Source organism: Duganella sp. BJB1802 (assembly GCF_013369445.1).
Classification (GTDB): Bacteria; Pseudomonadota; Gammaproteobacteria; order Burkholderiales; family Burkholderiaceae_D; genus Rugamonas; species Rugamonas vulcania_A.
This window is the reverse complement of sequence record NZ_JABWEF010000003.1, coordinates 61,138-88,070: the sequence shown is the minus strand read 5'-3', so window position 1 is coordinate 88,070 and position 26,933 is coordinate 61,138. Positions and strand designations below refer to the sequence as shown.

Below are 26,933 nucleotides of genomic sequence, written 5' to 3'. Positions count from 1 at the left end.
TGTTCTCCCGGCTTCCAACATGCTAGAACCACCCCAATCCCAGGCGGCGGCGCTGGAGACAGGCTGCCCTGCGGTCACACTGGAAAGCATCTCCGATGCGGTCCTGGTGCTGGACCGCAGCTGGAACATACGCTACATGAACGGCAACGCGGAGCGCCTGCTGCAAGTGCGACGCGCGGAGGTGATGGGCCGGAACGTGTGGGAGGTCTTCCCGGAAGCGGTGGACGGCCCGTACCACCGCGCCTACCTGCAGGCGGTGGAGACCAACAGCCCAGTGGCGTTCGAGGAGCATTATGTGCCGCTCGACCTGTGGACCGAGATCCGCGCCTATCCGTCGGACGACGGCCTGACGATCTACTTCCGCGACATCAGCGAGCGCAAGGCCGCCGAGGCCCAGATCCACAGCATGGCTTTCTACGACCAGCTCACCGGCCTGCCGAACCGCCAATTGCTACTGGACCGCGCCGGTCACGCGCTCTCGCTGGGCCACTTGGGCGCGCTGCTGTTCATCGACCTGGATAACTTCAAGACCATCAACGACACCCGGGGCCACGACAAAGGCGATATGCTGCTGCGGATGGTCGCCGCCCGTCTGCGCACGGAGGTGCGCGGCTGCGATACGGTGGCGCGCTTCGGCGGCGACGAGTTCATCGTGCTGTTGGAGGAACTGGGCACCACGGAGAACGATGCCGCCGCCGCTGCGCAGGAGATCGCGCTCAAGATCGTTCATGCGTTCGGCGAGCCGTTTGCGATCGACGGCATGGACCAATACAGCACGCCCAGCATCGGCATCACGGTGTTCAGCGGCGGCAGCGTGGACGAGGTGCTCAAGCGCGCCGACCTGGCCATGTACCAGGCCAAGGCCGCAGGACGCAATACCATCTCATTCTTCGATCCGGCGATGCAGGCAAGGGTCAGCGCTCGGGCGGCGCTGGAGGCGGACATGCGGCGTGCGCTGGGCAACGGCGAATTCGTGCTGCACTACCAGCCGTTGATGTGCGTGGACGGCGCCATGGCCGGCGTGGAGGCGCTGGTGCGCTGGGCCCATCCGCAGCGAGGGCTGGTGCCGCCCGCCGAGTTCATACCGGTGGCGGAGGAGTCGAACCTGATCCTGCCACTGGGGCGCTGGGTGATGCGCGAGGCTTGCCAGCGGCTGGCGGCTTGGGCCGGCGATGCGCGCACGGCCGGGCTGGAGATGGCGGTCAATGTCAGCGCCTCGCAGTTCCACCGGCCGGATTTCGTCGAGCATGTGCTGGAGACGCTGGCGCAAACCGGCGCCCGCGCCGACAGGCTGCGGCTCGAATTGACGGAAAGCCTGCTGCTCAAGGATGTCGGCGGCACGGTCGAGAAGATGCAGCGCCTGCGCGCCGCCGGCGTCAGCTTCGCGCTGGACGATTTCGGTACCGGGTATTCGTCGCTGTCGTATCTGCACCGGCTGCCGCTCGATCAGCTGAAGATAGACCGCTCATTCATCTGGGGTGCCGCAAAAGAGGACAGCGGCGCCGCCATCGTCCGCATCATCGTCTCGCTGGGCAAGGCGCTGAACATGTCGGTGCTGGCCGAGGGCGTGGAGACGCAGCAGCAACTGGACTTTGTGATTGCGGAGGGATGCCAGTATTATCAAGGCTATTTGTTCAGCAAGCCGCTGCCCGAACCCGAGCTGCTGGCGTTGATCGCAAACTTGTAAATCGATGCATTCAGATCCGCAGCAAGCCTACCTCGATGGAAACCACCACATGGCCGCCGGCGATTTCGCCGTTGCGGAGGACTGCTACCTGCAGGCGTTGGTGCTGGAGCCCATGCACGGCGCGGCGCGCGCCAACCTCGGATACCTGAAGGAGCGCCAGGGTGCGCTCGCGGAGGCGGAGTTCCATTATCGACTGGCGCTGGCGTTGATGCCCGATCATGCGCAGCTCCACCAGAATCTCGGTGTGCTACTGTTGCAGGCGAAGCGCTTCGATGAAGCCGAGGCGGCCGCACGCGCGGCGGTGGAATTGGCTCCGGACTCGCCGGCGGCATGGAGCCAGCTGGGCGTGCTGCTGGCCTGCGTCAAGCGCGAGCAGGAGGCCGAGCAGTGCTACCGCCGTGCGCTGGCGTTGGACCCCGATCATGCGCGGACGCGCTTCAACCTGGCCTACGTGCTGCTGCGTCAAGGCCGGTTTGAAGAAGGCTGGCCGCTGCTGGAGGCGCGCTGGCAGTTCGACTCCTTCGCGCATACCTTCGCCTGTCCACGCTGGGAGGGGGAGCCGCTGCAGGGCAAGTCCATCGTGATCGTGCTGGAGGCGGGGCAGGGCGACATGATTCAGTTCTGCCGTTACGCCTCATCGCTGAAGGAGCGTGGCGCTGCGCGCGTCGCCGTGATATGCCACGCAGGGTTGAAGCGTTTGTTCGCCACGCTGGTCGGCGTCGACGAGGTATATGCGCTGGAAGATGCGGTGCCGGCCGATGGCTGGGACTACTGGACGCATCCGATGCGGCTGCCCGCGCAATGCAACGCTGCGGCAATCCCTTATCTCGCGGCGGAGCCGGAGCTGATGCGGCATTGGGCCGCGCAGCTGCCGGCGCATGGCTTGCGCGTTGGCCTGGCGTGGAAGGGCAATCCGGATTTTGAGAACGACGCGGATCGTTCGCTGCCGTCGTTGCAGGTTCTGGCGCCACTGGCTGCCGCGCCGGGAGCGCATTTCATCAGCTTGCAAAAAGGGCCGGGCGAGGACGAGGCGCTGGCTCCACCCGCCGGCATGACGCTGCAGGCCATCGGCCCGCAGTTGCGCGACTTCGCCGACACGGCGGCCGTCATCGCCAATCTTGACCTGGTCATCAGCGTGGACACGGCGGTGGCGCATCTGGCCGGCGCCATGGGCAAGCCATGCTGGCTGCTGCTGCCCGACTATCGCTGCGACTGGCGCTGGATGACGGAGCGCAGCGACACACCATGGTATCCGTCCATGCGCCTGTTCCGCCAGCCCGAGGGCGGTGGCTGGGCGCCGGTGATCGCCGAAGTGGCCGCCGCGCTGGCCGAGCTTTGCCAGCGCACGCCGGCGGCCAGCGATCAGGCGTAGCTGCGCACGAAGTCCAGCAGCACCTGGGCGGCGATGTCGGCGTCGTCCGCCGTCATCGTCTCAAGCGGATTGTGGCTGATGCCGCCGTTGCCGCAGCGCGTGAACAGCATGGCCACATCGGTGATCGCGGCCATCGCCATCGCATCGTGGCCGGCGCCGGACAGCAGGTCGAAGCGCGGCAAGCCAGTGCGCTCGATGGCGGCGCCGAACTGCTGCATCAAACGTGGCGCACATGGCGCGGCGGTGGCGTCAACGATCTGCTGCCAGCTCACCTCCACCTGGCGCCGCGCGCAGATCGCCGCGATGCCGTCCAATACATCCTTCACCGCCGCCAGCCGCACCGCGTCGTCGGCGGCACGGATATCGAGCGACAGCTTGCACGCGCCGGGGATCACGTTGACCGAACCACCGGGAACCTGCAACTGGCCGACCGTGCCGACCAGCGACTCGCCCTGCGCGCAGCGGCGCTCGACCAGCAGCACGATTTCCGCCGCCGCCGCCGCCGCATCCCTGCGCATCGTCATCGGCGTGGTGCCGGCGTGGCTGGCCAGGCCGGTCAGTTCGACCAGGTAGCGCGAGCTGCCGGCGATTGCCGTCACCACGCCCAGCGGCAGGTCGCGCTCCAGCAGCACCGGGCCTTGTTCGATATGGACTTCCACGAAGCCCAGCAACTGCGCCGGATCGCGCGCGATGGCGGGAATGCGCGCCACGTCATGGCCGGCTGCCAGCAGCGCGTCGCGCATGGTGATGCCGTCGGCGTCGGTCTGGTCCAGCAGCGACAAATCAAAACGGCCCGTGACCGCATTACTGCCCAGGAAGGTGCTCTTGAAGCGCACGCCTTCCTCTTCCGCAAAACCGACGATCTCGAAATGGAAGGGCAGCTTTTCGCCGCGCTGGTGCAGGTGGCGCACGATGGCGATCGGCAGCAGGATGCCGAGGCGGCCGTCGTACTTGCCGCCGTTGCGCACCGTGTCGTAGTGCGACCCGGTCATCAGCGTTTTCGCGCCCGGCGCGTCCGAGCGGTAGACGCCGACGACGTTGCCGACGGCGTCGATGTGCGCGTCCATGCCGGCTTCGCGCATCCAGTCCAGCAGCTGCGCGGCGGTCCTGCGGTGCGCTGGCGTCATGTAGGCGCAGGTCAGGTCGAAGTCCGCGTCGGCGCTGTTGTCGGTGTCGCTCCAAGCGGCTATGGTCTCGCACCACTGCATGATGGTGGGGCCGAAGTCCAGCGTCACGCCCAGCAGGTCGTTCAGGCGCAGTTCGGCGATGCGCTTAATCTGGCGCAGGCACTCGGCGACTTCGTCGGCGCGCTGGTTCTTCAGCCGGCGCGTGAAGGTGGCGATGATGGCGCGTCGCGTCAGCCCCTGTCCGTCCGGGCCTTTGACGGCGAGGATGAAGGGAAAACCGAACTTGGCGTTGTAGTCCGCGTTCAGCTGGTGCAGCACGGCGAATTCCTCGGCGCTGCACAGGTGCAGGCCCGACTTGGCTTGCTCGTTGGTCGATTCGGCCGTCAGCTGTCCCGCGACAGCGGCCTTGCCGGCCAGTTCCGGGTGGGCGCGGATCAGGCCCAGTTGCTCGTCCAGCGACGCGGCGCTGACGACCGCCTGCAAGGCCAGCTTGAGCGCGGTGGCGTTGGCGAAGGGCCGCTGCGCCGCCGCCCGTTCCGGTATCCACGGCGAGTGCTCGTAGATGCCGCGCAGGCGGTCGGTGAAGGTGGCGGCGTCGCAGCTGTTTAATTCGGAAAGTGTAGTCATGGCGCTTAGTGTAACCGCGACTGCGCCCTGCAGTTATATGCGGTATCCATTAAGGTTTATTATTTGCCGAGTGCCTTGGCCGCCGTCGAGACCTGCTCGCGCAGCCATTTGTGCTCCGGCGCCTGGTGCACGCGCTCGTGCCACAGCTGGTAGAAGCGCATCGCCGGGAACTTGACCGGCACCGTGTACGTCTTCAGCGGCATATTGCGCTCGTAGTAGCGCACGAACTGGCGGCCGGTGGTCAGCACCAAGTCCGTCTGCGTCAGCATGTAGGGGATCAGGCCGAAGTAGGCCGATTCCACGGCGACGTTGCGCTGCAGGCCTTGGCGCTCCAGGAAGTCGTCGATGACGCCGTGGTAGCCGGGCAGGATCTGCGTCGGCGCCACGTGGGGCAGGGACAGGTAGTCGTTGAGCGTCATGTCCTCGCTGCCGGTGCGCAGCGCGTACGGGCAGTCGGAACGCATCACGCAGATGATCGGGTCCTCGAACAGCTTGGACATGTGCAGGTGCTCGGGCGGTTCGTCCCAGTTGGCGATGACCAGGTCCATGTCGCCGTCCGACAGCAGCCGCACGTAGTCCACGCCCGGCCCCAGGCTGTGGATCTTCACGCGGCTGTTGGGCGATCCGCGCCGCAGCATCGCCACCAGGTTGGGCAGGAACTGGCTGTCCAGGTAGTCCGGCGCGGCGATGTGGAAGGTGCGCGCCTCGTTCTGTGGCACGAAGGGCGTCTTCTTCAGGAACAGGTTCTCGGTCTCGTCGAGGATGCGCTTGGCCGGCACCAGCAGGCTTTCTCCGTGCTGGGTCGGCACCATGCCGCGCGCGCCGCGCACCAGCAATGGATCGCCGGTCAGCTCGCGCAGCTTGCGCAGCGACGCGGAGATCGAGGGCTGCGGCTGATTCAGTTTGAGGGCGACGCGTGAGACGTTCTTCTCAACCAGCAGCAGGTAGAGGATGCGGATCAAATGCAGATCCAGGTGTTGCGGCAGGGCGGCCATGTGAGTATTTCTGTTATACGGAATCGGATATGTTTAATATACTCTAATGTTCATGTGGTCGGCGTCAAATCCGTTTATCTTCTGTAAATTAGCCACACTCTTTACCCTGAAAGCACCCATGGAATTATTCGCCTATCTGATCCCGTACGGCCTTGAGTGGCTGAACCTGATCGTGCGCTGGCTGCACGTCATCACCGGCATCGCCTGGATTGGCGCCTCGTTCTACTTCGTCTGGCTGGATAACTCGATCCGCCCGCCGGCTCCAGGTTCGGACCTGGCGAAGAAGGGCGTGTCCGGCGAACTGTGGGCGGTGCACGGCGGCGGTTTCTACAACCCGCAAAAATACCTGGTGGCGCCGGCCGAACTGCCGAAGGAGCTGCACTGGTTTAAATGGGAGGCTTATACCACCTGGCTGTCCGGCATCGCGCTGCTGACCATCGCCTACTACTTCAATGCGCAGGCGATGATGATCGATAAGTCGGTGGCCGATATCGGCAGCTGGCAGGCGGTCGGCATCGGCGTCGGCACGCTGGTCGTCGGCTGGACTGTGTACGACCTGCTGTGCCGCTCCCCGCTGGGCAAGCGCGACATGTGGTTCGGCGTGGTGGTGTTCGCGCTGATCGTCGGCGCCGCGTATGGCCTCACCCATGTGTTGAGCGGCCGCGCCGCCTACATCCACGTCGGCGCGCTGATCGGCACCATCATGGTCGGCAATGTGCTGATGCTGATTATTCCCGGCCAGCGCAAGATGGTGGAGGCCATGTCGGCCGGCCGCCTGCCGGATCCTGTGCACGGCCAGAAGGCCAAGCAGCGCAGCGTCCACAATAACTACTTCACGCTGCCGGTGCTGTTCATCATGATCAGCAACCACTACGCGATGACCTACCGGAACGACCACGCCTGGCTGGTGCTGGCCTTCATCATGGCGGCCGGCGTGTTCATTCGCCACTTCTTCAACCTGCGCCACAAGGGCCGCGTGGAATGGCGCTATCCGGCCATCGGTGTGGCGCTGTTGATCGGCGTTGCGGTGGCGATCGCGCCGGCGCGTCCCGTGGCGGTGGCGGCTGCGGCCGATCCGGCGGCGCAATTCGCCAAGGTGAAGACCGTCATCGACCAGCGCTGTGTGGCCTGCCACTCCGCGCATCCTTCGCAGGCCGGCTTTGCGACGGCGCCCGCCGGCGTGATGCTCGACAGCGCGGAGCAGGTGCATCAGAACGCGGAAAAAATCTACAAGCAATCGGTGCAGCTCAAAGCCATGCCGCTTGCGAACCTGACCAATATGACGGATGCCGAACGGGCGCAGATCGCGGCCTGGTTCGAGTCCGGTGCAAAGTGAGAGAACAGCCATGACGACGAACAAGGAACAACTGGCGCAATGGATCGACGCGCACTTCGATGAGGAAGTCGGCGTGCTGCAGCAGCTGCTGCGAGTGCCGACCGATACGCCGCCCGGCAACAACGCGCCGCATGCGGACCTGGTGGCGGACTTGGTCAAGGCCTACGGCTGGACCGCCGAGAAGCACGCCGTGCCGGCGCAGGTGGTTCACGACTACGGCATGGAGAGCATCACCAACCTGATCGTGCGCCGCCCTTATCAAGCCGGCGGCCCGACGGTGGCGCTCAACGCCCACGGCGACGTGGTGCCTCCGGGCGACAACTGGACCTATCCGCCATACGGCGGCGTGGTGGAAAATGGCTACATCTACGGCCGCGCGGCGGCTGTCTCCAAGTGCGACTTCGCCACCTACATTTTCGCCACGCGCGCGCTGGAGGCGCTGGGCGTGCCGCTCAAGGGCGGGCTGGAACTGCACTTCACCTACGACGAGGAATTCGGCGGCCTGCTGGGTCCCGGCTGGCTGCTGGAGCAGAAGCTGACCAAGCCGGACTTCGTCATCGCGGCGGGCTTCAGCTACAACATCGTCACCGCGCACAACGCCTGCCTGCAGCTGGAGATCACGGTACACGGCAAGTCCGGCCATGGCGCGATGCCGGAGACCGGCCACGATGCGCTGCAGGCGGCCACACGCATCCTGAACGCGATCTACGACCAGCTGCCGGAGCTGAAGAAGGTCAAGTCGAAAATCCCCGGCATCGATTCGCCGACCATGCTGGTGGGCCGCATCGACGGAGGCACCAACACCAACGTGGTGCCGGGCAAAGTGGTGCTGAAGATGGACCGCCGCATGATCCCGGAGGAAGATCCTGCGGTGGTGGAAGCCCAGGTCCGTGCGCTGATCGAAAAGGCGGTGGAAGGCCAGCCGGGCATTCGCATCGAGATCAAACGCCTGCTGCTGTCGCACGCGCTGCGCGAGCAGCCGGGTACGGAGAAGCTGGTGGCGAGCCTTCAGCAGAACGCGCAAACCTTCATCGGCGAGACGATCCCGGCGCAAGGCACGCCGCTGTACGCGGACGCGCGCCTGTACGGTGAACATGGCATTCCGGCGGTGCTGTACGGCGCCGGTCCGCGCACCGTCCCCGAGTCGAACGCCAAGAAGGCCGACGAGCGCCTGCTGCTCGAAGACCTGCGCAAGGCGACCAAGGTGGTAGCATGCACGCTTTTGGATTTCCTTGGAGAGTGAGATGTTTGAGAAGAAGATGATGGCCGGCTGGGGCGATATGGACTTCAACAGCCATATGCGCAACACGGCCTTCCTGGACAAGGCGGGCGACGTGCGTATGCTGTTCCTGTCGGAGAACGGCTTCCCCATGAGTGAGTTCATGCGCCTGAATATCGGCCCGGTGGTGATGAAGGACGAAATCGCCTACTTCAAGGAAGTGATGCTGCTCGAAGAGATCACCGTCACGCTGGGCGTGGCCGGCCTGTCGGCGGACGGCAGCCGCTGGTCGCTCAGCACCGACATCATCCGCGCCGACGGCAAGCTGGCCGCGCGCGTGACCAGCACCGGCGGCTGGCTCGATCTGGCGGCCCGCAAGCTGATCGCGCCACCGGCCAATCTGCTGGCCACCTGGCAGTCGCTGGGCAAGACGGCGGACTTCCAGGAACTCAACACCAGCATCAAGTAGGCTGCCCGGCCTCGTATCGCCTCGCATACGGCCACGCCGCGCTGGCGGATTGTCGTATGATATGGCCATTATTGACCAAACGGCCATCCTGTGCACCGATACGATTTGATCAGCTGTCATGACTGCGGCGTGCTGCATCGCCGCCGTCCGGTGCTGCCGCGCGAGAAGGCGCGCTGCGTGCGCTGCCGATCCATCCTCTATCGCGGCATTCATTCGGACGTCAACCGCATGGCGGCCATCACCCTGGGCGCCATCTTCACCTTCCTGATCGCCCAATTCTGTCCCATCGTCGAACTGGCCGTGGGCGGCTACACTTCCAGCGCCACCTTGTCCGGCGCGATACGCGTGCTGTGGACGGAGCGGATGCAGGTGGTGGCGGTGATCGTGAGCCTGTTCACGGTGGTGCTGCCGGCGGTGGAACTGGGCGCGCTGCTGTACGTAACGCTGGCGTTGCGCAGCGGCGTGCGGCCGCACGGCTTCGATCATCTGCTGCGCGCGGTCGCGGGGGCGCGGCGCTGGGGCATGACCGAGGTGCTGATGATCGGCATCCTGATCACCATCGTCAAGATGACCAGCCTGGCGCAGGTGGTGGTGCAACCTGGCCTGTTCGCCTTCGGCGCGCTGACGCTGATGCTGGCCATCGTCACCTCCTTCGATCCGCAGATGTTGTGGAACATAGGCGAGCACCTGCCGGGGCCGCGCCGTCCCGCGCAGGCGGAGTTCCGCTACACGCCGCACGCCCGCCTTGCCGCCTGCCACAGCTGCGGCCTGGTGGCGCAGCACCAGGCGGCCACGCACCAGCATTGCGCGCGCTGCGGCGCGGCGCTGCACCGCCGGCGTCCCGACAGCGTCGGCCGCACCTGGGCCTTCCTGCTGGCGGCCACCATCCTCTATATTCCCGCCAACCTGCTGCCGGTGATGTACACGCACTCGCTGTTCGGCAAGGAGGACGACACCATCATCAGCGGCGTGGTCTACTTCTGGACCAGCGGCTCGCCGGCGCTGGCGGCGATCATTTTCATCGCAAGCATCGTGGTGCCGGTGCTGAAGCTGGCGGCGCTGTCGTTGCTGGCGTTGACGGCGCAACGGCGCTCACGCTGGCGCCCCTTGCAGCGCACGATGCTGTACCGGATCGTCGAATTCGTCGGCCGCTGGTCGATGCTCGATATCTTTGTGATTACCCTGACGGTGGCGTTGGTGCGTTTCCAGTCGCTGGCCACCATCACCGCCGGTCCCGGCGCGCTGGCGTTTTGCGCGGTGGTGGTGCTGACGATGCTGGCGTCGATGCAGTTCGACCCGCGCCTGATCTGGGATCCGATCGATTCAAATGGAGAGAACCATGCCTGAAAACGAAAGCGGCGCGCCGCCGCTGCCCGAGCCGAAAGTGGAGAAGGCCAATCGCTGGCTGCCTTCGCTGGTGTGGCTGATCCCCTTGCTGGCGGCGCTGATCGGCCTGGCGCTGGTGGCCAAGTCGGTGATGGACCAGGGACCGACGGTGACGGTGAGCTTCCGCAGCGCGGACGGACTGGAGCCGGGCAAGACCAAGGTCAAATACAAGGACGTGGACATAGGCCTGGTGCGAACGATCACGTTGTCGCGCGACCTGTCCAAGGTGCTGGTCCTGATCGACATGAGCAAGGAGGCCAAGCGCTTCACCGCCGCCGACACGCGCTTCTGGGTGGTGCGGCCGCGCGTGGGCGCGAGCGGCGTCTCCGGCCTGAGCACCTTGCTGTCGGGCGCCTACATCGGCGTCGATGCCGGCAAGTCGGAGGCGACGAAGGAAGAGTTCACCGGACTGGAAAAGCCGCCGCAGGTGGCCGGCGATGACAAGGGCACCAAGTTCACGCTGCATGGCGAGAGCCTCGGTTCCATCGACGTCGGTTCGCCGATCTTCTACCGCCGCATCCAGGTCGGTCAGGTGGTCGGCTTCGATCTGGACGAGAAGGGGCGCGGCGTGAAGATGACGGTGTTCGTCAGCGCTCCGTACGACCAGTACGTCGGCAAGAACACGCGCTGGTGGCATGCCAGCGGCGTCGATGTGCGGCTCGATTCGAACGGCTTCAAGGTCAACACGCAGTCGCTGGCGGCCTTGCTGGTGGGCGGCATCGCCTTCGAGACCATGAGCGGCCAGAAACCGGACCAGCAGGCGGCCCCCGGCACCGATTTCCCGCTGGCCTCCGATCAGTCCAACGCGCTGCGCGAGCCGGACGGCGTGCCGATTACCACGGTGCTGTACTTCGACCAGTCGCTGCGCGGCCTGTCGCCCGGCGCGCCGGTGGACTTCCGTGGCATCGTGCTGGGTGAGGTGCGCTCGGTCGGCGTGGAGTTCGATCCGGTGAAGAAGAGCTTCCGCATGCCGGTGACGGTGGACATGTACCCGGCGCGGCTGGGCCGCAGCTTCCAGCAGTCCGTCGCCAGCGACCAGGATCGCAACGCCGGGCCGATAGTGCTGGAGCGCCTGGTGTCGCGTGGCCTGCGCGGCCAACTGCGGACCGGGAACCTGTTGACCGGCCAGCTGTACGTGGCGCTGGACTTCTTCCCGAACGCGCCGCAGGCTAAGCTGGATGTGGCGCAGTATCCGCTGGAGGTGCCGACGGTGCCGAACAGCCTGGACGAGCTGCAGACGCAGATCGCCAGCATCGCGCGCAAGCTGGATCAGGTGCCGTTCGGCGAGATCGGCAACAACCTGCGCGACACGCTGAAGAGCGCCAATGTGCTGTTCAAGCAGCTCGATGCGCAGGTGGTGCCGGAGATGAAGGACACGCTGGGCGCGGCCCGCAAGACCTTCGGCGAAGCCAACCAGCTGCTGCAGAAGGATTCGCCGGTGCAGTCCGACCTGCGCGAAGCCTTGCAGCAGCTGACGCAAACGCTGCAATCGCTGAACGCGCTGTCGGATTATCTGGAGCGTCATCCCGAATCGCTGTTGCGCGGGAAGACGAGCAAGCAGGATACCAAGGGAGAACCGAAATGATGCGCTATCAAACCGCGCTGGCCATGGCGGCCGGGCTGCTGCTGGCCGGCTGCGCCGCCGCGCCGCCCGAGCATTTCTACAGCCTGAGTAACGCCATGGGCGTGCCGTCGCCGGCGGCCGCGTCGCCCGGCTACTACATCGAACTGCCGGCGGTGACCGTGCCGCAGCAGGTCGCGCGCTACCAGCTGGTGGTCAGCAGCGAAGCGGGGCGCGTGGACCTGCTGGAGCATGAGCGCTGGTCGGCGATGCCGGCGTCGGAGATCGGCCAGGCTCTGTCTCTGGCGATCACCGGCGAGCTGGGGACGGTGGACGTGTTCCGCACGCCGACTGCGGACGGCGCGCCGGTCTACCGCATCAGCACCAACGTGCAGCGCTTCGAATCCGCGCCTGGACAGTACGCGCTGATCGACGCGGTGTGGAGCGTGCGTTTGGTCGGCAGCGCCAAGGTGCTGACCTGCCGCAGCGTCGCCAACGAACCGGTCGGCGGCGGCTACGACGCGCTAGTGGCCGGCCATCGCCGCGCCGTCACCCGCATCGCCGCCGACATCTCCAAAGCCGTCCGCACCCTGGCATCCGGCGCAAGCGCCGGTTGCTGAACTTGTTTTAACCCGGATCAAGGAGCTTGGCTTTGATTGCTTGATCTCTTTCAGCCACGGCATATATTGAGGGGATGCCGTATTGAGAGCGGGGAGGGCAATATGTGTGAAAAAGTTCAATTGTCGATGGCTGGTGACCTTCAAATGGTTCGCCTGCCTCGTGATTGCCAGTTTGAGGGAAGCGAGGTTTATGTCCATCGCGACCCCGCATCCGGCGACGTCATCTTATCGAGCAAGCCACCGTTGTCCTGGGCTGAGTTCTTTGCAGAAGACGCGTCGAAAGTCGTGCCCGCAGACTTTATGAATGCAGCAGACCGTCAGCAAGGAGTGCAGGAGCGCGATCCGTTTGCGGGCGTGGATGTATGAGTATCTATATGCTGGATACCAATATCGCTAGCTATGCAATCCGGGATGACCATCCTCTGGTAACTCAGCGATTGCGGAACGTTCCACGCGGCAGTGTGGCCGTTTCAGTAATGACCGAGGCCGAGCTGCGGTATGGCGTGGCCAAGCGCGGAGGTGCCCCCGGCCTAAAGACGCGCGTTGATAAGTTTCTACGGCTTGTAAGGGTATTGCCGTGGACTAGCGATGTTGTGTCGTCATATGCGGATTTACGTGTGCTGCGCGAAGCGGCCGGCGTCACTCTGGCGCCGATGGATATGCTGATCGCGGCCCACGCCAAGGCTGTCGGCGCTACGCTTGTCACCAGCGACGCCGCCTTCAGTTTTCAGCCCTCTGGTTTGATCCTCGAAGACTGGAGCAAATGAGCTAGTCCGCCGCCAGCATGGCTTGCTTGATTTGCTCGCGCAGCCACACGCCGGCGGGGTCGTGGTCGATGTTGGCGTGCCAGTACAGGTAGATGTCCAGCGACGGCATCTGCAAAGGGAAGGGCAGGATCTGGTTGCCGAACTGCTGGTTGACCACGCGCGCCAGCCGCTCGGGCATCGTCAGCGCCAGGTCGGTCTGGCTCACCGCGCGGCAGGCGGCGAAGTAGTGCTGGCAGCGCAGACGCACGCGCCGCTGCAATCCCATCCGGCTCAGTTCAAAATCCTCCAGCCCCGGCCCGCGCCGGCGCGAGCTGGTTTGGATGTGCTCAAGTTTCAGATACCCGTCCAGGTCCAGCGCGCCGCTCACCAGCGGGTGGTCGCGCCGCACCAGCACCACCGTGCTGTCGGTGGCCAGCAGTGTGCGGCGGATGTCGTTCGACAGCGGTAGCAGGATGTCGATCGCCGCGTCCAGCGAGCCGGCCGCCAGTTCGCTTTCCAGCTCGCGACGGCCCACCTGTAAAGTGTTCAGGCCCACCGTCGGCGCGTCCTGCGCCACGCGCGCCATCAGTGGTGGCAGCACGCTGGCCTCCAGCACATCGCGCAGCGCCAGCGAGAAGGTGCGCTCGCTGGTGGCGGCGTCGAAATGCCCGGCGCCATTCAGCGTCACTTCAAACCCGCGCAGCGATTGCCGTACGCTGTCGATGATGGAGCGCGACAGTGGCGTCGGCACCATCACGTGGCCCTGGCGTTCGAACAGCGGATCTTCAAACAGCACGCGCAAGCGATTCAGCGCATGGCTGATGGCCGGCTGCGTCAGGTTCATCTTCAGGCTGGCGCGCGTGATGCTGCCTTCCGCGTAAATCGCCTCGAAGACGATGAACAGGTTGAGATCGACCTTGGATATATGCATGAGGTTTATTCGGCCAAATTAAAACTATTCATTTGATGAATTATAGGCCGGACGTTAAGCTGGTGCCTGTTTTGATCTGGAGCTGCGAGCAAATGGGACAAATTTATCTGGTGCGCCACGGGCAGGCCTCGTTCGGCAGCACCAATTACGATCAGCTGTCGACGCTGGGTTACGAGCAGGCGCGCTTGCTGGGGCAGTGGTATGCCAACAGCCGCCAGTCCTTCCAGCGCGTGGTGGTCGGCGGCATGGCGCGCCATCGCCAGACCGCCGACAGCTGCCTGGCCGAGCTGCCCAAGGCGCAGCTGGCCGATACCGAATGGGTCACTGATGCCGGCTTCGCCGAATTCGACCACCACGAGGTGCTGCGGCGCCACTGCCCGGAGGCCAGCGACGCTGCCGCCTTCCAGCAGCTGCTGGCGCAGCACGAGGAGCCGCAGCGCGCGCTGGAACATCTGTTCCGCGCCGCCATGCAGCGCTGGATGAGCGGCTGGCACGATGACGAGTACACCGAGACCTGGCCGGAATTCCGCCGCCGCTGCGTGGCCGCGCTGGAGCGGCTCGACACCGACAGCAGCAAGCAGGCCACCATCGTGTTCACCTCCGGCGGCGTGATCGCCACGCTGATGCAGCACCTGCTTGGGCTACAGGACTACCAGGTGATGGAGTTGAGCTGGACGCTGGCCAATTGCGCGGTGACCAAGCTGCTGCAGCGTCCCGGCCAGTTCACGCTCAGTTACCTCAACAACTACTCGCACCTGGAATGGCTGGGGCAACCCGGCGCCGTCACCTACCGATAAGGACCGCATCATGGATTTCGACTACAGCCCGAAAGTAAAGCAGCTCCAGGCCCGCCTGACGGCCTTCATGGAAGAGCATATCTATCCGAACGAAGCGCGCTTCCACGCCGAGGTGGACGCCAACCGCGCCGCCGGCGATGCCTGGATACCGACCAAAGTGATGGAGGAGCTCAAGCTGAAAGCGCGCGAGGCGGGGCTGTGGAACCTGTTCCTGCCCGATTCGCAGCACGGCGCCGGCCTGACCAACCTTGAATACGCACCGCTGTGCGAGATCATGGGCCGCACCGTGTGGGCGCCGGAAGTGTTCAATTGCTCGGCGCCGGACACCGGCAACATGGAGGTGCTGACCCGCTACGGCACCGAAGCCCAGCAGCGCGAGTGGCTCGAACCGCTGCTCGATGGCCGCATCCGCTCCTGCTTCGCGATGACCGAGCCGGCGGTGGCCTCGTCGGACGCCACCAACATCGCCAGTTCCATCGTGCGCGACGGCGACGAGTATGTGATCAATGGCCGCAAGTGGTGGTCCTCCGGCGGCAACGACCCGCGCTGCAAGGTCTTCATCTTCATGGGCAAGAGCGATCCCGATAATCCCAACCGCCACATCCAGCAGTCGATGATACTGGTGCCGCGCGATACGCCCGGCGTGACGGTGCTGCGCCACCTGCCGGTGTTCGGCTTCGACGACGCGCCGCACGGCCACGCCGAGATCCTGTTCGAGAACGTACGCGTGCCGGCCTCCAACCTGCTGCTGGGCGAGGGCCGTGGCTTCGAGATCGCCCAGGGCCGCCTCGGGCCGGGCCGCATCCACCACTGCATGCGTTTGATCGGCCTGGCCGAGCGCGCGCTGGAGCAGATGTGCAAGCGCAGTTTGAGCCGCGTCGCTTTCGGCAAGCCGGTGGCCGAGCAGGGCGTGACGCTGGAGCGTATCGCCGAGTCGCGCATCATGATCGACCAGGCGCGCCTGCTGGTGCTCAACGCGGCCCACATGATGGACACGGTCGGCAACAAGGTGGCGGCCAAGGAGATCGCCATGATCAAGGTGGCCGCGCCAACGATGGCCTGCAAGGTGATCGACTGGGCGATCCAGGTGCAGGGTGGCGGCGGCATGGCCGATCCTTTCCTGGCCTCGGCCTATGCCGGTGCGCGCTCGCTGCGGCTGGCCGACGGTCCGGACGAGGTCCATCGCAGCCAGATCGGCAAGATGGAACTGGCGCGCTACAAGGCGCCGCGCGCGGCCAAATAGGGCGATCCGCGCCCGGCTAGCGGGCTGTATGCACGTACAGTATAATTCTGGCATGACGCATACCGCCCAACATGGCTTTATCCTGACCCGCCACTGGCGGGACGCGGCCAATGGGACGGAGATCGAGTTCTGGCTGGCGACCGACGACGGCCCGAAGAAGATCCGCCTGACCGCGCAGACTTCGGTGGCTTTCGCCGAGGCGAAGCAGCGCCCGGCCATCGAGGCGCTGCTGGACGCCAAGGGCGGCATCGAGCTGCGCGAGCTGGAACTGAAGACCTTCCAGCAGGAGCCGGTCGTCGGCGTCTACGCCTCGCGCTACAAGCAGCTGACGGCGCTGGAGCGCACCCTGCGCGAACACGGCATCAAGATGTTCGAGGCCGACATCCGCCCGCCCGAGCGCTACCTGATGGAGCGCTTCATCACCGCCGCCGTGCAGTTTGAAGGTGGCGCGGCGGAAGGCGCGGCCGTCATCCACAACTGCAAGCTCAAGCCCGCGCCCGAGTACCGCCCCAAGCTGAAGATGGTGTCGCTCGATATCGAGACCAGCGCATTCGAGGACCTGTATTCGATCGCGCTGGAGGGCTGCGGCCAGCGCCAGGTCTACATGCTGGGCGAGCCGCAGGATTCGCAACAGCAGATCGACTTCGACCTGGAATACTGCGCCACGCCGCGCCAGCTGATCGAAAAGCTCAACGCCTGGATCGCGCGCCACGATCCCGATGTGCTGGTCGGCTGGAATGTGGTGCAGTTCGACCTGCGCGTGCTGCAGAAGAACGCGGACAAGCACAAGATCCCGTTGGCGCTGGGCCGCGAGGGCAAGACCATCGAGTGGCGCGAGCATCCTGGCAAGCAGGGCTACATGTTCGCGCCTGTCGTCGGCCGCATCGTCCTCGACGGCATCGACGCGCTCAAGGCGGCGTCGTGGACCTTCCCGTCCTTCAGCCTGGAGAACGTAGCGCAGGCCATGCTGGGCGAGGGCAAGGACATCGGCGACGTCTACGACAAGATGGCGGAAATCGAACGCCGCTTCCAGCACGACAAGCCGGCGCTGGCCCACTACAACCTGAAGGACTGCGAGCTGGTCACGCGCATCTTCGACAAGGCCAACCTGCTGGCCTTCATGATCGAACGCGCCACCGTGACGGGCCTGCAGGCCGACCACCTGGGCGGATCGATCGCCGCCTTCGGCCACCACTACCTTCCGCGCATGCACCGCGAAGGCTACGTCGCGCCCAGCGTCGGCGACATTTCCGGCGGCGCCTCGCCGGGCGGCTTCGTCATGGAGTCCAAGCCAGGTCTGTACGACTCGGTTGTGGTGCTCGATTATAAAAGCCTGTACCCGTCGATCATCCGCACCTTCCTGGTCGATCCGGTCGGCCTGGTCGAAGGCGAAATCGCCGATGACCAGACGACGGTGGTGGAGGGCGTCAACGGCACCGTGTTCTCGCGCACGCGGCACTGCCTGCCGGAGATCACCACGCAAATCTGGAAGCAGCGCGACGCCGCCAAGCGCGCGAAGAACGAGCCGCTGTCGCAGGCGCTGAAGCTGTTGATGAATTCCTTCTGTGGCGTGCTCGGTGCGACCGAATGCCGTTTCTTCAATCCACGCCTGGTCTCCTCGGTCACGCTGCGCGGCCACCAGATGATGAAGCAGACCCGCGAGCTGGTGGAAGCGGAAGGCTACGACGTGATCTACGGCGATACCGATTCCATTTTCATCTGGCTGAAAAGAGAATACGAGAACGGCGAGGCGCTGGCCATCGGCGAAGGCCTGGCCGCCAGGATCAATCAATGGTGGCGCACCATGCTGATGGAAAAGCACGGCCTGGAATGCCACCTCGAAATCGAATTCGACACGCACTATCAGAAGTTCTTCATGCCCACCATACGCGGCACGGAACTGGGCAGCAAGAAGCGTTACGCCGGCCTGACCATCAACGCCAGGGGCGAGGAAGAGGTCATCTATCGTGGCCTGGAGGTGGCGCGCAGCGACTGGACGCCGCTGGCGCAGCAGTTCCAGCAAGGCCTGTTCAAGCGCATCTTCAAGGACGAGCCATATCAGGAATTCGTGCGCGACTATGCGCGCAAGACCGTGTCCGGCGACTACGACGAGCTGCTGGTGTACCGCAAGCGCCTGCGCCACCGGCTGGACGAATACAAGGTCAACGTGCCGCCGCAAGTGCGCGCCGCGCGTTTGGCGGACGAGTACAATCAGGCGCACCGCCGCCCGCTGCGCTACCAGAACGGCGGCTGGATCAGCTACGTGATGACCACCAGCGGCCCCGAACCGACTGAAGCGACGCGCTCGAATATCGACTACGAACACTACCTGACCAAGCAGCTGCAGCCGATCGCCGATTCGATCCTGCTGCCGATGCACGACAGTTTCACCAGCTTGACCACGGCGCAAGCCAGCCTTTTCTAACAAGGAGACAGCATGAGCGATTTCAAGAAGCTACACGATGGAAGCAAGCTGCTACACCTGCCCAACGCCTGGGACGCCGGCAGCGCCAGGCTGTTCGAAAGCCTGGGCGCGCCGGCCATCGCCACCACCAGCGCCGGCGTGGCCTGGGCCGCCGGCTATGCCGATGGCGACAACATGCCGGTCGATGTGGCGATCAATATCGCCGCCAGCATCGCACGCGTGCTGACGGTGCCGCTGTCGGTGGATTTTGAAAACGGCTATTCGGACGATGCCAGCACGGTCGCGCAGAACGTGCTGCGCCTGATCGGTGTCGGCGTGGCCGGCATCAACCTGGAGGACGGCGGCGGCACGCCGCAGCTGCTGGCCGAGAAGATCGCCGCCATCAAGAAGCTGGCGGCGCAGTCGGGCAAGGACATCTTCATCAACACCCGCACCGACGTGTACCTGAGGGGCCTGGCGGCGGAGGGCGAGCGCGTGGCCGAAGTGCTGAAGCGCGCGGCGCTCTACAAGGAAGCCGGCGCGGACAGCCTGTTCGTGCCGGGCATCTGCAAGGTCGATGAGATCAAGGCGGTGGTGGCCGGCGCCGGCTTGCCTGTCAACGTGATGGACTGGCCGGGCGTGCCGTCCGCCGATGACCTGCACAAGCTGGGCGTGCGCCGCCTGAGCGCGGGCTCCGGCATTCCACAGGCCTTGTGGGCGGTCGCCGCCGACATGGGCAGGGACTTCCTGGCCACCGGCAGCTCCGGTCCGCTGATCGAAAAGGCCATGCCGTACGGCGAGCTGCAAAAGCTGTTTATCGGCGCGCGCCAGTAGCCGGCATGAAGATGGCGAGCGCGAACTTCAGCGCGTAGATCACCACCAGCGCGCCCGCCATGTCGCCGACCGCCATCACCAGCAGGCCTTGCGCCAGGTTGACGGTGTCGCCGTGCAGCCAGAACCACAGGTGATGCATCAGCGGGCTGGCCACGCCGAACACGGGAATCATCAGCAGCAGCCGTCGCGACGTCAGGTTGCCCAGCGACGGCTGCATGCCGAACACGCGTATCGCCAGCACGTACACCAGGTAGGGCGCGACGCCGGAACTGAGGCCGCCGGCGATGGAGCGAACCAGGTCGTCGGGATAGAGGTAGAACAGGCAGATGATCCACGAGCCGAGCACCACGCCCAGCGTACCGGGCAAGCCAAGCAGCAGAGGGCACAGCAGGCGGGCGCCGGCCGGCAGGTAGATCCAGCCGATGCCGCGCATGAACTCCGTGTTGGGGAACAGCAGATCCTGCGCCCGCGCCAGCAGGTAGTAAAACAGCGCCGAGCCGATGATAGCCAACGCGGTCAGGCGGTGTTTCTCCATGGGCGTATCAAAATAAAGTGTGTGTTAGAATTTAGAACAAAACCGCTTCCGATTATAACGCGTATGACCGCTCCCACCAGACCCGCCGATATCTACCTGCGCTTTCTGCAACTGGCCGAGGCGTTGCGGGGCTTGCCGTCGCTGCCGGCGCTCGATCCGCTGGAGGAGCGCATCCTGACCATCATCGCCAAGGCCGGGCAAGACCGGCAACGGCTGTCGGTGCGCGACATGATGGCCAAGAAGGAGCTGGGCGCGCCGGCCACCTTGCATACCCGCCTGACGTCGATGCGCGAAAAGGGCTGGATCATGTTGTCCGATACCGAGGACGCCCGCCGCAAGCAAATCGAATTGACCCAGGCCGCGCTGCTGCATTTCGATAAGCTCTCCAAGTGCATGCTGAAAGCCGCGCAAATCTGATCCCGGACTTATTGCAAGTTCAAATTTTACTGGTTAAACTGCTCTAAAATTTATATCGGTTTATATCGATGGGAGAAAGCGGTGTCTGACGATAGCAAGAATCCTGCGGCGATGGCGGAAGCGGAAGATCCCGCGCTGCGCGCCTTCCGCGTCTACCAGGCCGCGCTTGCCGCGCACCGCGAAAAAGCGGACAAGGGCCTCGCCGAGACGATGCCCTTGTCCGCGTCGCCGGAAGTTATGCCGGCTGACGGCCGCCGGTGACGGCGCGGCGGTTGTCGAAGCTGTAGGCGCCGGCGCCGAAGGCCACCACTTGCAGCAGGCCGCCCGCCATCGCGATGTTTTTCAGCAGGTGGATCATCTGGTTCTGGTCGCCCACCGCGTGGTGGAAGGCCAGGCCGGTGACGATGGAGAACGCCGCCAGCGCCGCCGCCACCAGGCGGGTGCGGATGCCGAGCGCCAGCAGCAGGCCGCCGCCCAGTTCGACGGCGATGGCGACCGCCAGGGCCAGTGGGGCCAACGGCAGGCCGGACGATGCGATGTAGCCCATCGTCGCGGCCGGCGCGAACAGCTTGCCGATGCCGCTCATGACGAAGATGGTGGCCATCAGCACGCGGCCGATTGCAGGGATAACGGAAGTGTTGGTGGTGTTCATGGTCTTTCCTTTCAATGAAGTGGATTACATCAAGTTTGCCGAACGCAGTTGGGTGCCGATGCGTTCGATTTCTGTTTCGCCCTGCGCCAGTGCGGCATCGCTGGTGTGTACCGAGTAGTAGCCTGTGACCAGGTCGTGCGGATGCTTCACCGCCGAGCCCAGCACGAATTCCGTCTCGCCCTCGGCGACGAAGTCGATGGCGCCGTCGCCTTCCTCGAACACCGCCACCTCGAGGCCTATCGCCGCCTCGCCGGCGTGCAGCGTGCCGCTTGCCACCGCGACCCAGGCCACGTCATGGCCGGCCGGCGGCTGGTAGTGCCAGCGTTCGCCGTCGCGCAGCTTCACGTGCAGGTAATTGATCGATGCGCGCGGCTGGATGCGGCTGTCGGCGTCGCCGTAGCGGCCGATGATCACCCGCGCCGGGCCGGCGCTGGCCACCTGGTCCGCCGCCAGGTACTGGCTGTGGGCCGGTCCGTTTTCATCCTCCGGCGGCAGCGCCAGCCACAGCTGGAAGCCGTGCGCCGGCTGGCCTTCGGCGGGGCCGCCGTCGTGCCAGACGCCATTGCCGGCGCTCATCCACTCGACGCCGCCGGCCCGCAGCACGCCTTCGCTGCCGGTGGTTTCGCGGTAGGCCATCGCGCCGTCCATAATCACGGTGGTGGTGGCGATGCCGGAGTGCGGATGCATGCCCATCTTGCCGCCACGGCCGGCTTCCATGCGGAAGCGGTCGAGGAACACGAACGGCTTGATCAGCTGGCCGACGTCGCCGGGGCTGACCAGGCGGGTGATGGGACCGCGGGTGCTGCCTTTGCTGCGGAATGCGATGTTGCGTTTCATTTGCTGGCTCCTTGTTGATTGCGGTGCATGGAGAGCATCTTAGGTTGGGCTAATCCATCTGAATAGCCTATATAATTGGATGGTTAGTATCCAAGGAGTAGATACATGCTTGACGCCATGTCGATGGACCAGCTGCGCACCTTTATCGCCGCAGCGGACGAGGGCAGTTTTTCCGCCGCCGGCCGCAAGCTGCGGCGCGCGCAGTCGGTGGTCAGCACCACGCTGGCCAACCTGGAGCAGCAGGTGGGCTTCGCGCTGTTCGAGCGCACCGGCCGCTATCCGCAATTGACGGAGGCGGGCAGGGCCTTGCTGGAACAGGCGCGCTCGGCGGTTGACGGCATGGATGCGTTCAAGGCCAGGGCGCGCACGCTGGCCGAGGGGCTGGAGCCGGAACTGGCGGTCGCGGTCGATGTGATGTTCCCGATCGCCACGCTGACCACGGCGGTGCAGGCGTTCAAGTCGGCCTTCCCGACCACGCCGCTGCGGCTGTACGTGGAGGCGCTGGGCGCGGTGGTGCAGCCGCTGGTGGAGGGCAACTGCCGGGTGGCGATCATCGGCTCGCTGCCGGAGATACCGCCCGGTTGCGCGTCCGAGTTTTTGCTCAGCGTGACGGCAGTGTGCGTGGTGGCGCCGTGCCATCCGCTGGCGGCGGCGCAAGGCCAGGTGCCGCAGGCGCAGGCCGCGCAGCATGTGCAACTGGTGCTGACCGACCGCTCGACGCTGACGGCCGGCCGCAACTTCGGCGTGGTGGCGGCGCAGACCTGGCGGCTGGCCGATCTCGGCGCCAAGCACGCCTTCCTGCGCGCCGGGCTGGGCTGGGGTTACATGCCGCTGCACATGGTGGAGGACGATCTGCGCACCGGCAAGCTGGCGCGCATCGAGCTGGAGGCGCACGCACCGCTGGGGCCCGGCTTCTCGATGCACGCCATCCACATGCGCGACCATCCGCCCGGCCCGGCGGGGCGCTGGTTCGTCAACCGGCTCAAGCTAGGGTAGGGGCGGCTGCGGGCGCAGGTCCGAGTATTCCTTCAGCAACGCGGCGTATTCCCGCATGCCGGTCGAGGCCAGCCAGGTCCACATCTTTTCCACCTGGGCGGGATGGGCGGCATAGTAGCCCTCGCTGGCGGCCAGCCACACGTGGTCGACGAAAATCGGCTGCGGCAGCCGGACCACGGCGCCCTTGTAGTTGCGGGCGACGTAGGCGTCCATGTCGCCGGGGAAGGTGACCGAGACCGCGAAGCCGTCGATGCGGTGGAGCCGCAGTTTTTCCAGGTTGCGGGCGATGTCGACCGCGCCGCTGTCGACGTTCAGACCCAGGTTCTGCATGCGCAGCTTGTAGCTGGCGCCGAGCGTGATGCCCAGCAGGCGGTCCCGGAAGTACTTGGCCGGCGCGGTCGTGGGCGGTATCTGATCGGCGCTTCGAACGAACACGACGATGTTGAGCGGCAGGGCGCGCGCGATGTCGAGCTGGTGGTTTTTATCGAGCGGGAAGGCGATGCCGGCTGTGTTGCTGGCGTTGGCGTCCATGGGCGCGAAGTCCAGTTCGCCGGCCGCCAGGGCCGGCCGGATGCGCATGACCGGCATGCGTTTCAGGTTGGCCTCGCAGCCGGCGCTGGCGGCGAAGCGTTGCACCAGCTCGGCCGAGGCGCCCGGCTTGGCCGGCACGTCCACGCCGGCGCCCAGCCAGTAGGGCGGCCTCTCCTGGTCCAGGTAGCCTATCCGTATCGGCTCGCAGGCTGCCGCGCCATTGCCCCAAGCCGCGGCAATGGCGCATGTCACCGTAAAAATGCCGAATCTCATGAATCGTCCACAGGTTGATTGGTCGGCGCATTATGCCAGTTGCTTCCTGCGGTCGCTCGGCGGCGGCCGCTGGCGTGCGCAGGCGGCCGTCCCTGGCCGGCGCGGACGGACTATGCGATAGTGGCATCTACCCCCAAGCATGGAGATGCGCGCCCGACATGACATCCGTTCACTACTTCCCCCGCTACTCGCAGCCGGAAAATTTCGTCACCAACAATTCGCTGCTGCTCCTCAGTCGATTATACGAGTTCAGCCGCTTCAAGTTCGAACGGTTGCTGGGCCTGCTTTGCGCGGCCAACGACGTGGATCCGCCCGACGTCAGCCTGCAATTCAGCCAGCAGGTCGGAACGTCGGCCAGCGTGGTGGATGGCTACGTCACGCAGCGCGGCCTGTACCTGGCCGTCGAAACCAAGCTCCACGAACACTTCAGCATGGGCCAGCTCAAGCGGCATGCGACCATTTTCCGGGAGGGGCGGGAACAGCAGTTCCTGCTCTTGCTGGGGACGACGGAGAACCCTCTGTCCGACAAGCAGCGCGCGGATCTGGTGAAGGCCATTCCCAGGGACGTGACCTTGCTGTGCACGTCCTTTGAAGCCCTGATCCGCTTCGGCAAGCAATGCCTGTCGGACTATGACGAGGAGATGCTGGCCCTGGTCGCCGACTTCGAGGCGTTTTGCAGCGGCGAGAAATTGCTCTCGACCGACCAGTTCACCTTGTTCGCGCCGCCGTGCAGCCGTTCGTACGAGGAGAACATCTCGTGCCAGCTTTACTATTGCCCGGCCACCTGGGGGCGGCGCAAGGCCCGCTATCTGGGCATCTACGCCAACAAGGCGGTGCGTGCGATCGGCACCGTCGGCAAGATCGTCGAATGCAATGTGGATCTGGAACACGATGCGGTCGAGATTCTCAACCTGGACGGCGCTCCGCTCACCGGCGATGAAAAGGCCAGGATAGTGAGGGCGGCACGGGCGGCGTCCCAGCGGAATGGCTGGGATCTTTCAACCGGCAACAAGTTCTATTTGTTCGAGCAGATGGCAACGACCCATTTCGAGAAGACGTCGAGCGGCGGGATCATGGGGCATCGCTACTTCGACCTGAAAAAGGTGCTGGGCGGTCCGGTGCCGCCGGATCTGGCGGCGCTGGCCCTGGCGCTGCGCGAGAAGCGCTGGGAATAGGCGCGCAACGGAAGCGGCGCCGGCGCCTTGACGCTATGGCGGTCCTGCGACAGTATGGTGTCCTGCCCAGGAGCCCCGATGCCTATCCACCCCGACCCAAGCCGCCAGCCGTCCGCGCGCCATCCGATGGTGCAATCGCTGATTTCCTTCCTGGAGCACGAGCCGCAGCCGATGATCGTGCTCGATCCGGCGTACAACATCGTCGCCGCCAATCTCGCCTACCAGCGCCAGTTCGGCAGCGCCGAGCGCTCCTTCATCGGCGAAAAATGCTATCGGATTTCACATCACTACGATGTGCCCTGCGACCAGGCGGGCGAGCACTGCCCGATGAAGCGGGCGCGGGAACTGCGCGGGCCGGACCGCGTGCTGCACATCCACCACACGCCGCGCGGTCCCGAACACGTGGCCGTGGAGTTGCGCCCCATCTTCGACGAGGACGGCGTCATCACCGCCTACGTCGAGCGGCTGGAGGTGGTGCGCAGCGCCGCGGCCCGGCCCAGCGACGAGGGCCTGGTCGGCTGCTCGCCCGCGTTCTCGCAGGCGCTGGAGGCGCTGCGGCGGGTGGCGCCGTCCATGCTGCCGGTGCTGCTGCTGGGCGAGTCCGGCACCGGCAAGGAACTGTTCGCGCGCGCCGTGCACGAGGCCAGCGGCCGCGCGGCCGGTCCGTTTGTCGTGGTCGACTGCTCGGGATTGACGGAGACGCTGTTCGAAAGCGAACTGTTCGGTCATGAAAAAGGAGCGTTCACCGGCGCCACGTCGCGCAAGCCGGGGCTGGTGGAGACGGCGCAGGGCGGCACCTTGTTCCTCGACGAGATAGGCGACGTGCCGCTGGCCATGCAGGTCAAATTGTTGCGGCTGATCGAATCCGGCACCTACCGGCGGGTCGGCAGCGTCGACACCCACCATGCGGCGTTCCGGCTGGTGGCCGCCACCCACAAGCCGCTGGAGCAGATGATGGCGCGCGGCGAATTCCGTCAGGACCTGTATTACCGCATCAGTGCGTTCCCCATCGTCCTGCCGCCGCTGCGCGGACGGCCGGAGGACATCGCGCTGCTGGTGCATTCCTTCTTGCGGCGCGCCGGCGCGGGCAGGCGCCGGCTGACGGTGGACGACGACGCCCTGGCCCAGCTGCAGCGGCGCCCCTGGCCCGGCAACGTCCGCGAATTGCGCAATGTGCTGGAGCGGGCATCCCTGTTCGCCGACGACGGCGTGATACGCGCCGAGCATCTGCCCGCCGCGCCGCCGGCTGTGGATGCCATGTGCGACCGGCACGCCAGCGGCGCGACATTGTCCGAGGTGATGCCCGGCTTCAGCGGCACGCGCAGGGAACTGGCCGCGCGCCTGGGCGTCAGCGAACGTACGCTGTACCGGCGGCTCAAGGAGGAAGGGCAGTCCTAGCCAGCGCGCGTCGCCACTTCGACTGCCAAACTGGCAGTCTGGCACTGTCAAACGCCTGACTGACAGGCCGCCGCCTCCGCATAAGTCCTTGTTTTGAATCAATTCCCGTTGTCACTTTCATTTGGCACAGAACGTGCGTAAGGAGGAGTGACGGGTTAATCGAACGAGGAGTGACAACATGAGTGCCAACGTAGGAAACATCGACCGCGCCATCCGCATCGTCTGCGGCCTGGGCTTGGTGGGAGCAACACTGTCGGGCATCATCGGCGCCTGGGGCTGGCTGGGCCTGGTCCCGCTGGCGACCGGCCTGTTCGGGTTTTGCCCGGCGTATCTGCCGTTCGGCTTCAACACCTGTTCGCTGAAGAAATAGAGGGGAACTTCGCATGACCATCGATACCAACGGCTATCGCGCGCTGACCAATTCCATCTCGCAGCAGCTGGCGACCTTGCGCGCGGACATACCGGACGTGATGAAAGGCTTCGGCGACCTGGCCCGCGCGGCGACCCGCGACGGCGCGCTGGACAAGAAAACCAAGGAGCTCATCGCGCTGGCGCTGGGGATCGCCGCCCGCTGCGACGCCTGCATCGGCTTTCATGTGCTGGCCCTGGTCAAGCTGGGCGTCACCAAGGCCGAGCTGGAGGAAACACTGGGCATGGCGATCTACATGGGCGGCGGCCCGTCCGCCATGTACGCGGCCAATGCGCTGGCCGCCTACGAGGAGTTTTCCGCCGCGCCCTGAATCGCGGCGCGGCGCGCGGAGCGGG

The 26,933-nt window shown here is 65.4% G+C and carries 28 protein-coding genes; 21 read left to right on the top strand and 7 right to left on the bottom strand.

The window, feature by feature from the left end; translation table 11 throughout:
- Window positions 1–19: 19 nt before the first annotated feature.
- A complete protein-coding gene (locus HUX88_RS05790; RefSeq protein WP_176361143.1) occupies window positions 20–1,687 on the top strand; it encodes a bifunctional diguanylate cyclase/phosphodiesterase in 1,668 nt (555 codons plus the stop codon).
- Window positions 1,688–1,691: 4 nt separating this feature from the next.
- Complete coding sequence (locus tag HUX88_RS05785) at window positions 1,692–3,059, top strand: tetratricopeptide repeat protein (RefSeq protein WP_176361142.1); 1,368 nt, start codon at window positions 1,692–1,694, stop codon at window positions 3,057–3,059.
- On the opposite strand, the gene HUX88_RS05780 is transcribed toward HUX88_RS05785, so the two are convergent.
- A complete protein-coding gene (locus tag HUX88_RS05780; RefSeq protein ID WP_176361141.1) occupies window positions 3,050–4,813 on the bottom strand; it encodes an allantoate amidohydrolase in 1,764 nt (587 codons plus the stop codon). The two genes, HUX88_RS05785 and HUX88_RS05780, sit on opposite strands and share 10 nt — an antisense overlap.
- 59 nt (window positions 4,814–4,872) lie before the next feature.
- Complete coding sequence (locus HUX88_RS05775; RefSeq protein ID WP_161083796.1) at window positions 4,873–5,808, bottom strand: LysR substrate-binding domain-containing protein; 936 nt, start codon at window positions 5,806–5,808, stop codon at window positions 4,873–4,875.
- 118 nt (window positions 5,809–5,926) lie between these two features.
- Between HUX88_RS05775 and HUX88_RS05770 the strand changes: the two genes are divergently transcribed.
- The 8 genes from HUX88_RS05770 to HUX88_RS05735 all read left to right on the top strand — a co-directional run bounded on the left by HUX88_RS05770 (window position 5,927) and on the right by HUX88_RS05735 (window position 13,166).
- Window positions 5,927–7,144, top strand: coding sequence for a urate hydroxylase PuuD (locus HUX88_RS05770; protein ID WP_176361140.1), 1,218 nt, complete (start codon window positions 5,927–5,929; stop codon window positions 7,142–7,144).
- A gap of 10 nt (window positions 7,145–7,154) precedes the next feature.
- Window positions 7,155–8,387: a M20/M25/M40 family metallo-hydrolase gene (locus tag HUX88_RS05765; RefSeq protein WP_176361139.1), complete on the top strand. Its 1,233-nt coding sequence runs from the start codon at window positions 7,155–7,157 to the stop codon at window positions 8,385–8,387.
- Window position 8,388: 1 nt separating this feature from the next.
- Window positions 8,389–8,832 (top strand): thioesterase family protein, encoded by a 444-nt coding sequence (locus HUX88_RS05760; RefSeq protein ID WP_161095504.1) that lies wholly within the window; start codon window positions 8,389–8,391, stop codon window positions 8,830–8,832.
- 90 nt (window positions 8,833–8,922) lie between these two features.
- Window positions 8,923–10,179 carry a paraquat-inducible protein A gene (locus HUX88_RS05755; RefSeq protein WP_176361138.1) on the top strand — a complete coding sequence of 419 codons (1,257 nt, stop codon included), beginning with the start codon at window positions 8,923–8,925 and terminating at the stop codon, window positions 10,177–10,179.
- Window positions 10,172–11,803 carry an intermembrane transport protein PqiB gene (locus HUX88_RS05750; RefSeq protein WP_176361137.1) on the top strand — a complete coding sequence of 544 codons (1,632 nt, stop codon included), beginning with the start codon at window positions 10,172–10,174 and terminating at the stop codon, window positions 11,801–11,803. The genes HUX88_RS05755 and HUX88_RS05750 overlap by 8 nt, the downstream gene beginning before the upstream one ends.
- The gene (locus HUX88_RS05745) at window positions 11,800–12,399 is read left to right on the top strand and encodes a membrane integrity-associated transporter subunit PqiC (RefSeq protein WP_176361136.1); all 600 of its coding nucleotides are present in this window, start codon (window positions 11,800–11,802) and stop codon (window positions 12,397–12,399) included. Before HUX88_RS05750 ends, HUX88_RS05745 begins: the two co-directional genes overlap by 4 nt.
- Window positions 12,400–12,501: 102 nt before the next feature.
- A complete protein-coding gene (locus HUX88_RS05740) occupies window positions 12,502–12,765 on the top strand; it encodes an antitoxin (protein WP_117013127.1) in 264 nt (87 codons plus the stop codon).
- Entirely contained in the window at window positions 12,762–13,166 is a 405-nt protein-coding gene (locus tag HUX88_RS05735; RefSeq protein WP_161088940.1) for a type II toxin-antitoxin system VapC family toxin, read from the top strand. Before HUX88_RS05740 ends, HUX88_RS05735 begins: the two co-directional genes overlap by 4 nt.
- Before the next feature lies 1 nt (window position 13,167).
- Here HUX88_RS05735 and HUX88_RS05730 read toward each other — a convergent pair whose 3' ends face one another.
- The gene (locus HUX88_RS05730; protein ID WP_117013129.1) at window positions 13,168–14,076 is read right to left on the bottom strand and encodes a LysR family transcriptional regulator; all 909 of its coding nucleotides are present in this window, start codon (window positions 14,074–14,076) and stop codon (window positions 13,168–13,170) included.
- A gap of 92 nt (window positions 14,077–14,168) precedes the next feature.
- On the opposite strand from HUX88_RS05730, the gene HUX88_RS05725 reads away from it, so the two are divergent.
- The 4 genes from HUX88_RS05725 to HUX88_RS05710 are packed head-to-tail and all read left to right on the top strand — an operon-like array spanning window position 14,169 to window position 19,354.
- The gene (locus HUX88_RS05725; RefSeq protein WP_117013337.1) at window positions 14,169–14,873 is read left to right on the top strand and encodes a histidine phosphatase family protein; all 705 of its coding nucleotides are present in this window, start codon (window positions 14,169–14,171) and stop codon (window positions 14,871–14,873) included.
- A 10-nt stretch (window positions 14,874–14,883) separates the two neighbouring features.
- Window positions 14,884–16,116, top strand: a complete 1,233-nt coding sequence (locus HUX88_RS05720; protein ID WP_176361135.1) for an acyl-CoA dehydrogenase family protein — start codon at window positions 14,884–14,886, stop codon at window positions 16,114–16,116.
- A gap of 52 nt (window positions 16,117–16,168) precedes the next feature.
- Complete coding sequence (locus HUX88_RS05715; protein ID WP_176361134.1) at window positions 16,169–18,541, top strand: DNA polymerase II; 2,373 nt, start codon at window positions 16,169–16,171, stop codon at window positions 18,539–18,541.
- 12 nt (window positions 18,542–18,553) lie between these two features.
- Entirely contained in the window at window positions 18,554–19,354 is an 801-nt protein-coding gene (locus HUX88_RS05710; protein ID WP_117013132.1) for an isocitrate lyase/phosphoenolpyruvate mutase family protein, read from the top strand.
- Here HUX88_RS05710 and HUX88_RS05705 read toward each other — a convergent pair.
- A complete protein-coding gene (locus tag HUX88_RS05705) occupies window positions 19,335–19,889 on the bottom strand; it encodes a hypothetical protein (protein WP_229213130.1) in 555 nt (184 codons plus the stop codon). The two genes, HUX88_RS05710 and HUX88_RS05705, sit on opposite strands and share 20 nt — an antisense overlap.
- A 63-nt stretch (window positions 19,890–19,952) precedes the next feature.
- On the opposite strand from HUX88_RS05705, the gene HUX88_RS05700 reads away from it, so the two are divergent.
- Both HUX88_RS05700 and HUX88_RS05695 read left to right on the top strand, forming a co-directional pair.
- The gene (locus HUX88_RS05700) at window positions 19,953–20,306 is read left to right on the top strand and encodes a winged helix-turn-helix domain-containing protein (RefSeq protein WP_117013133.1); all 354 of its coding nucleotides are present in this window, start codon (window positions 19,953–19,955) and stop codon (window positions 20,304–20,306) included.
- 81 nt (window positions 20,307–20,387) lie between these two features.
- Complete coding sequence (locus tag HUX88_RS05695) at window positions 20,388–20,567, top strand: hypothetical protein (RefSeq protein ID WP_147330382.1); 180 nt, start codon at window positions 20,388–20,390, stop codon at window positions 20,565–20,567.
- On the opposite strand, the gene HUX88_RS05690 is transcribed toward HUX88_RS05695, so the two are convergent.
- Together HUX88_RS05690 and HUX88_RS05685 are read right to left on the bottom strand one after the other, a co-directional pair.
- Window positions 20,542–20,958: a DoxX family protein gene (locus tag HUX88_RS05690; RefSeq protein WP_117013134.1), complete on the bottom strand. Its 417-nt coding sequence runs from the start codon at window positions 20,956–20,958 to the stop codon at window positions 20,542–20,544. The two genes, HUX88_RS05695 and HUX88_RS05690, sit on opposite strands and share 26 nt — an antisense overlap.
- Before the next feature lie 24 nt (window positions 20,959–20,982).
- Window positions 20,983–21,795 carry a pirin family protein gene (locus HUX88_RS05685; RefSeq protein WP_176361133.1) on the bottom strand — a complete coding sequence of 271 codons (813 nt, stop codon included), beginning with the start codon at window positions 21,793–21,795 and terminating at the stop codon, window positions 20,983–20,985.
- Window positions 21,796–21,900: 105 nt separating this feature from the next.
- Between HUX88_RS05685 and HUX88_RS05680 the strand changes: the two genes are divergently transcribed.
- Window positions 21,901–22,791: a LysR family transcriptional regulator gene (locus HUX88_RS05680; RefSeq protein ID WP_176361132.1), complete on the top strand. Its 891-nt coding sequence runs from the start codon at window positions 21,901–21,903 to the stop codon at window positions 22,789–22,791.
- Here HUX88_RS05680 and HUX88_RS05675 read toward each other — a convergent pair.
- Window positions 22,783–23,595 carry a hypothetical protein gene (locus HUX88_RS05675; RefSeq protein ID WP_176361131.1) on the bottom strand — a complete coding sequence of 271 codons (813 nt, stop codon included), beginning with the start codon at window positions 23,593–23,595 and terminating at the stop codon, window positions 22,783–22,785. The genes HUX88_RS05680 and HUX88_RS05675 overlap by 9 nt on opposite strands.
- Before the next feature lie 158 nt (window positions 23,596–23,753).
- Between HUX88_RS05675 and HUX88_RS05670 the strand changes: the two genes are divergently transcribed.
- The 4 genes from HUX88_RS05670 (at window position 23,754) to HUX88_RS05655 (ending at window position 26,908) form a co-directional block, all read left to right on the top strand.
- Window positions 23,754–24,770: a hypothetical protein gene (locus HUX88_RS05670; RefSeq protein WP_176361130.1), complete on the top strand. Its 1,017-nt coding sequence runs from the start codon at window positions 23,754–23,756 to the stop codon at window positions 24,768–24,770.
- Between the two features lie 126 nt (window positions 24,771–24,896).
- Complete coding sequence (locus HUX88_RS05665; protein ID WP_373886760.1) at window positions 24,897–26,168, top strand: sigma-54 interaction domain-containing protein; 1,272 nt, start codon at window positions 24,897–24,899, stop codon at window positions 26,166–26,168.
- 178 nt (window positions 26,169–26,346) lie between these two features.
- Window positions 26,347–26,538 carry a DUF2892 domain-containing protein gene (locus HUX88_RS05660; protein ID WP_117013139.1) on the top strand — a complete coding sequence of 64 codons (192 nt, stop codon included), beginning with the start codon at window positions 26,347–26,349 and terminating at the stop codon, window positions 26,536–26,538.
- 13 nt (window positions 26,539–26,551) lie between these two features.
- A complete protein-coding gene (locus HUX88_RS05655; RefSeq protein WP_117013140.1) occupies window positions 26,552–26,908 on the top strand; it encodes a carboxymuconolactone decarboxylase family protein in 357 nt (118 codons plus the stop codon).
- The last annotated feature ends 25 nt before the right edge of the window (window positions 26,909–26,933 follow it).

What these genes read in the sequence shown, in the direction of transcription:
- HUX88_RS05675 (WP_176361131.1), bottom strand. Translation starts at nt 23,595, where the DNA reads ATGAGATTCGGCATTTTTACGGTGACATGCGCCATTGCCGCGGCTTGG.
- HUX88_RS05710 (WP_117013132.1), top strand. Translation starts at nt 18,554, where the DNA reads ATGAGCGATTTCAAGAAGCTACACGATGGAAGCAAGCTGCTACACCTG.
- HUX88_RS05790 (WP_176361143.1), top strand. Translation starts at nt 20, where the DNA reads ATGCTAGAACCACCCCAATCCCAGGCGGCGGCGCTGGAGACAGGCTGC.
- HUX88_RS05660 (WP_117013139.1), top strand. Translation starts at nt 26,347, where the DNA reads ATGAGTGCCAACGTAGGAAACATCGACCGCGCCATCCGCATCGTCTGC.
- HUX88_RS05740 (WP_117013127.1), top strand. Translation starts at nt 12,502, where the DNA reads ATGTGTGAAAAAGTTCAATTGTCGATGGCTGGTGACCTTCAAATGGTT.
- HUX88_RS05665 (WP_373886760.1), top strand. Translation starts at nt 24,897, where the DNA reads ATGGTGCAATCGCTGATTTCCTTCCTGGAGCACGAGCCGCAGCCGATG.
- HUX88_RS05745 (WP_176361136.1), top strand. Translation starts at nt 11,800, where the DNA reads ATGATGCGCTATCAAACCGCGCTGGCCATGGCGGCCGGGCTGCTGCTG.
- HUX88_RS05680 (WP_176361132.1), top strand. Translation starts at nt 21,901, where the DNA reads ATGCTTGACGCCATGTCGATGGACCAGCTGCGCACCTTTATCGCCGCA.
- HUX88_RS05785 (WP_176361142.1), top strand. Translation starts at nt 1,692, where the DNA reads ATGCATTCAGATCCGCAGCAAGCCTACCTCGATGGAAACCACCACATG.
- HUX88_RS05655 (WP_117013140.1), top strand. Translation starts at nt 26,552, where the DNA reads ATGACCATCGATACCAACGGCTATCGCGCGCTGACCAATTCCATCTCG.
- HUX88_RS05775 (WP_161083796.1), bottom strand. Translation starts at nt 5,808, where the DNA reads ATGGCCGCCCTGCCGCAACACCTGGATCTGCATTTGATCCGCATCCTC.
- HUX88_RS05700 (WP_117013133.1), top strand. Translation starts at nt 19,953, where the DNA reads ATGACCGCTCCCACCAGACCCGCCGATATCTACCTGCGCTTTCTGCAA.
- HUX88_RS05720 (WP_176361135.1), top strand. Translation starts at nt 14,884, where the DNA reads ATGGATTTCGACTACAGCCCGAAAGTAAAGCAGCTCCAGGCCCGCCTG.
- HUX88_RS05770 (WP_176361140.1), top strand. Translation starts at nt 5,927, where the DNA reads ATGGAATTATTCGCCTATCTGATCCCGTACGGCCTTGAGTGGCTGAAC.
- HUX88_RS05670 (WP_176361130.1), top strand. Translation starts at nt 23,754, where the DNA reads ATGACATCCGTTCACTACTTCCCCCGCTACTCGCAGCCGGAAAATTTC.
- HUX88_RS05690 (WP_117013134.1), bottom strand. Translation starts at nt 20,958, where the DNA reads ATGAACACCACCAACACTTCCGTTATCCCTGCAATCGGCCGCGTGCTG.
- HUX88_RS05685 (WP_176361133.1), bottom strand. Translation starts at nt 21,795, where the DNA reads ATGAAACGCAACATCGCATTCCGCAGCAAAGGCAGCACCCGCGGTCCC.
- HUX88_RS05750 (WP_176361137.1), top strand. Translation starts at nt 10,172, where the DNA reads ATGCCTGAAAACGAAAGCGGCGCGCCGCCGCTGCCCGAGCCGAAAGTG.
- HUX88_RS05730 (WP_117013129.1), bottom strand. Translation starts at nt 14,076, where the DNA reads ATGCATATATCCAAGGTCGATCTCAACCTGTTCATCGTCTTCGAGGCG.
- HUX88_RS05715 (WP_176361134.1), top strand. Translation starts at nt 16,169, where the DNA reads ATGACGCATACCGCCCAACATGGCTTTATCCTGACCCGCCACTGGCGG.
- HUX88_RS05705 (WP_229213130.1), bottom strand. Translation starts at nt 19,889, where the DNA reads ATGGAGAAACACCGCCTGACCGCGTTGGCTATCATCGGCTCGGCGCTG.
- HUX88_RS05765 (WP_176361139.1), top strand. Translation starts at nt 7,155, where the DNA reads ATGACGACGAACAAGGAACAACTGGCGCAATGGATCGACGCGCACTTC.
- HUX88_RS05725 (WP_117013337.1), top strand. Translation starts at nt 14,169, where the DNA reads ATGGGACAAATTTATCTGGTGCGCCACGGGCAGGCCTCGTTCGGCAGC.
- HUX88_RS05780 (WP_176361141.1), bottom strand. Translation starts at nt 4,813, where the DNA reads ATGACTACACTTTCCGAATTAAACAGCTGCGACGCCGCCACCTTCACC.
- HUX88_RS05735 (WP_161088940.1), top strand. Translation starts at nt 12,762, where the DNA reads ATGAGTATCTATATGCTGGATACCAATATCGCTAGCTATGCAATCCGG.
- HUX88_RS05760 (WP_161095504.1), top strand. Translation starts at nt 8,389, where the DNA reads ATGTTTGAGAAGAAGATGATGGCCGGCTGGGGCGATATGGACTTCAAC.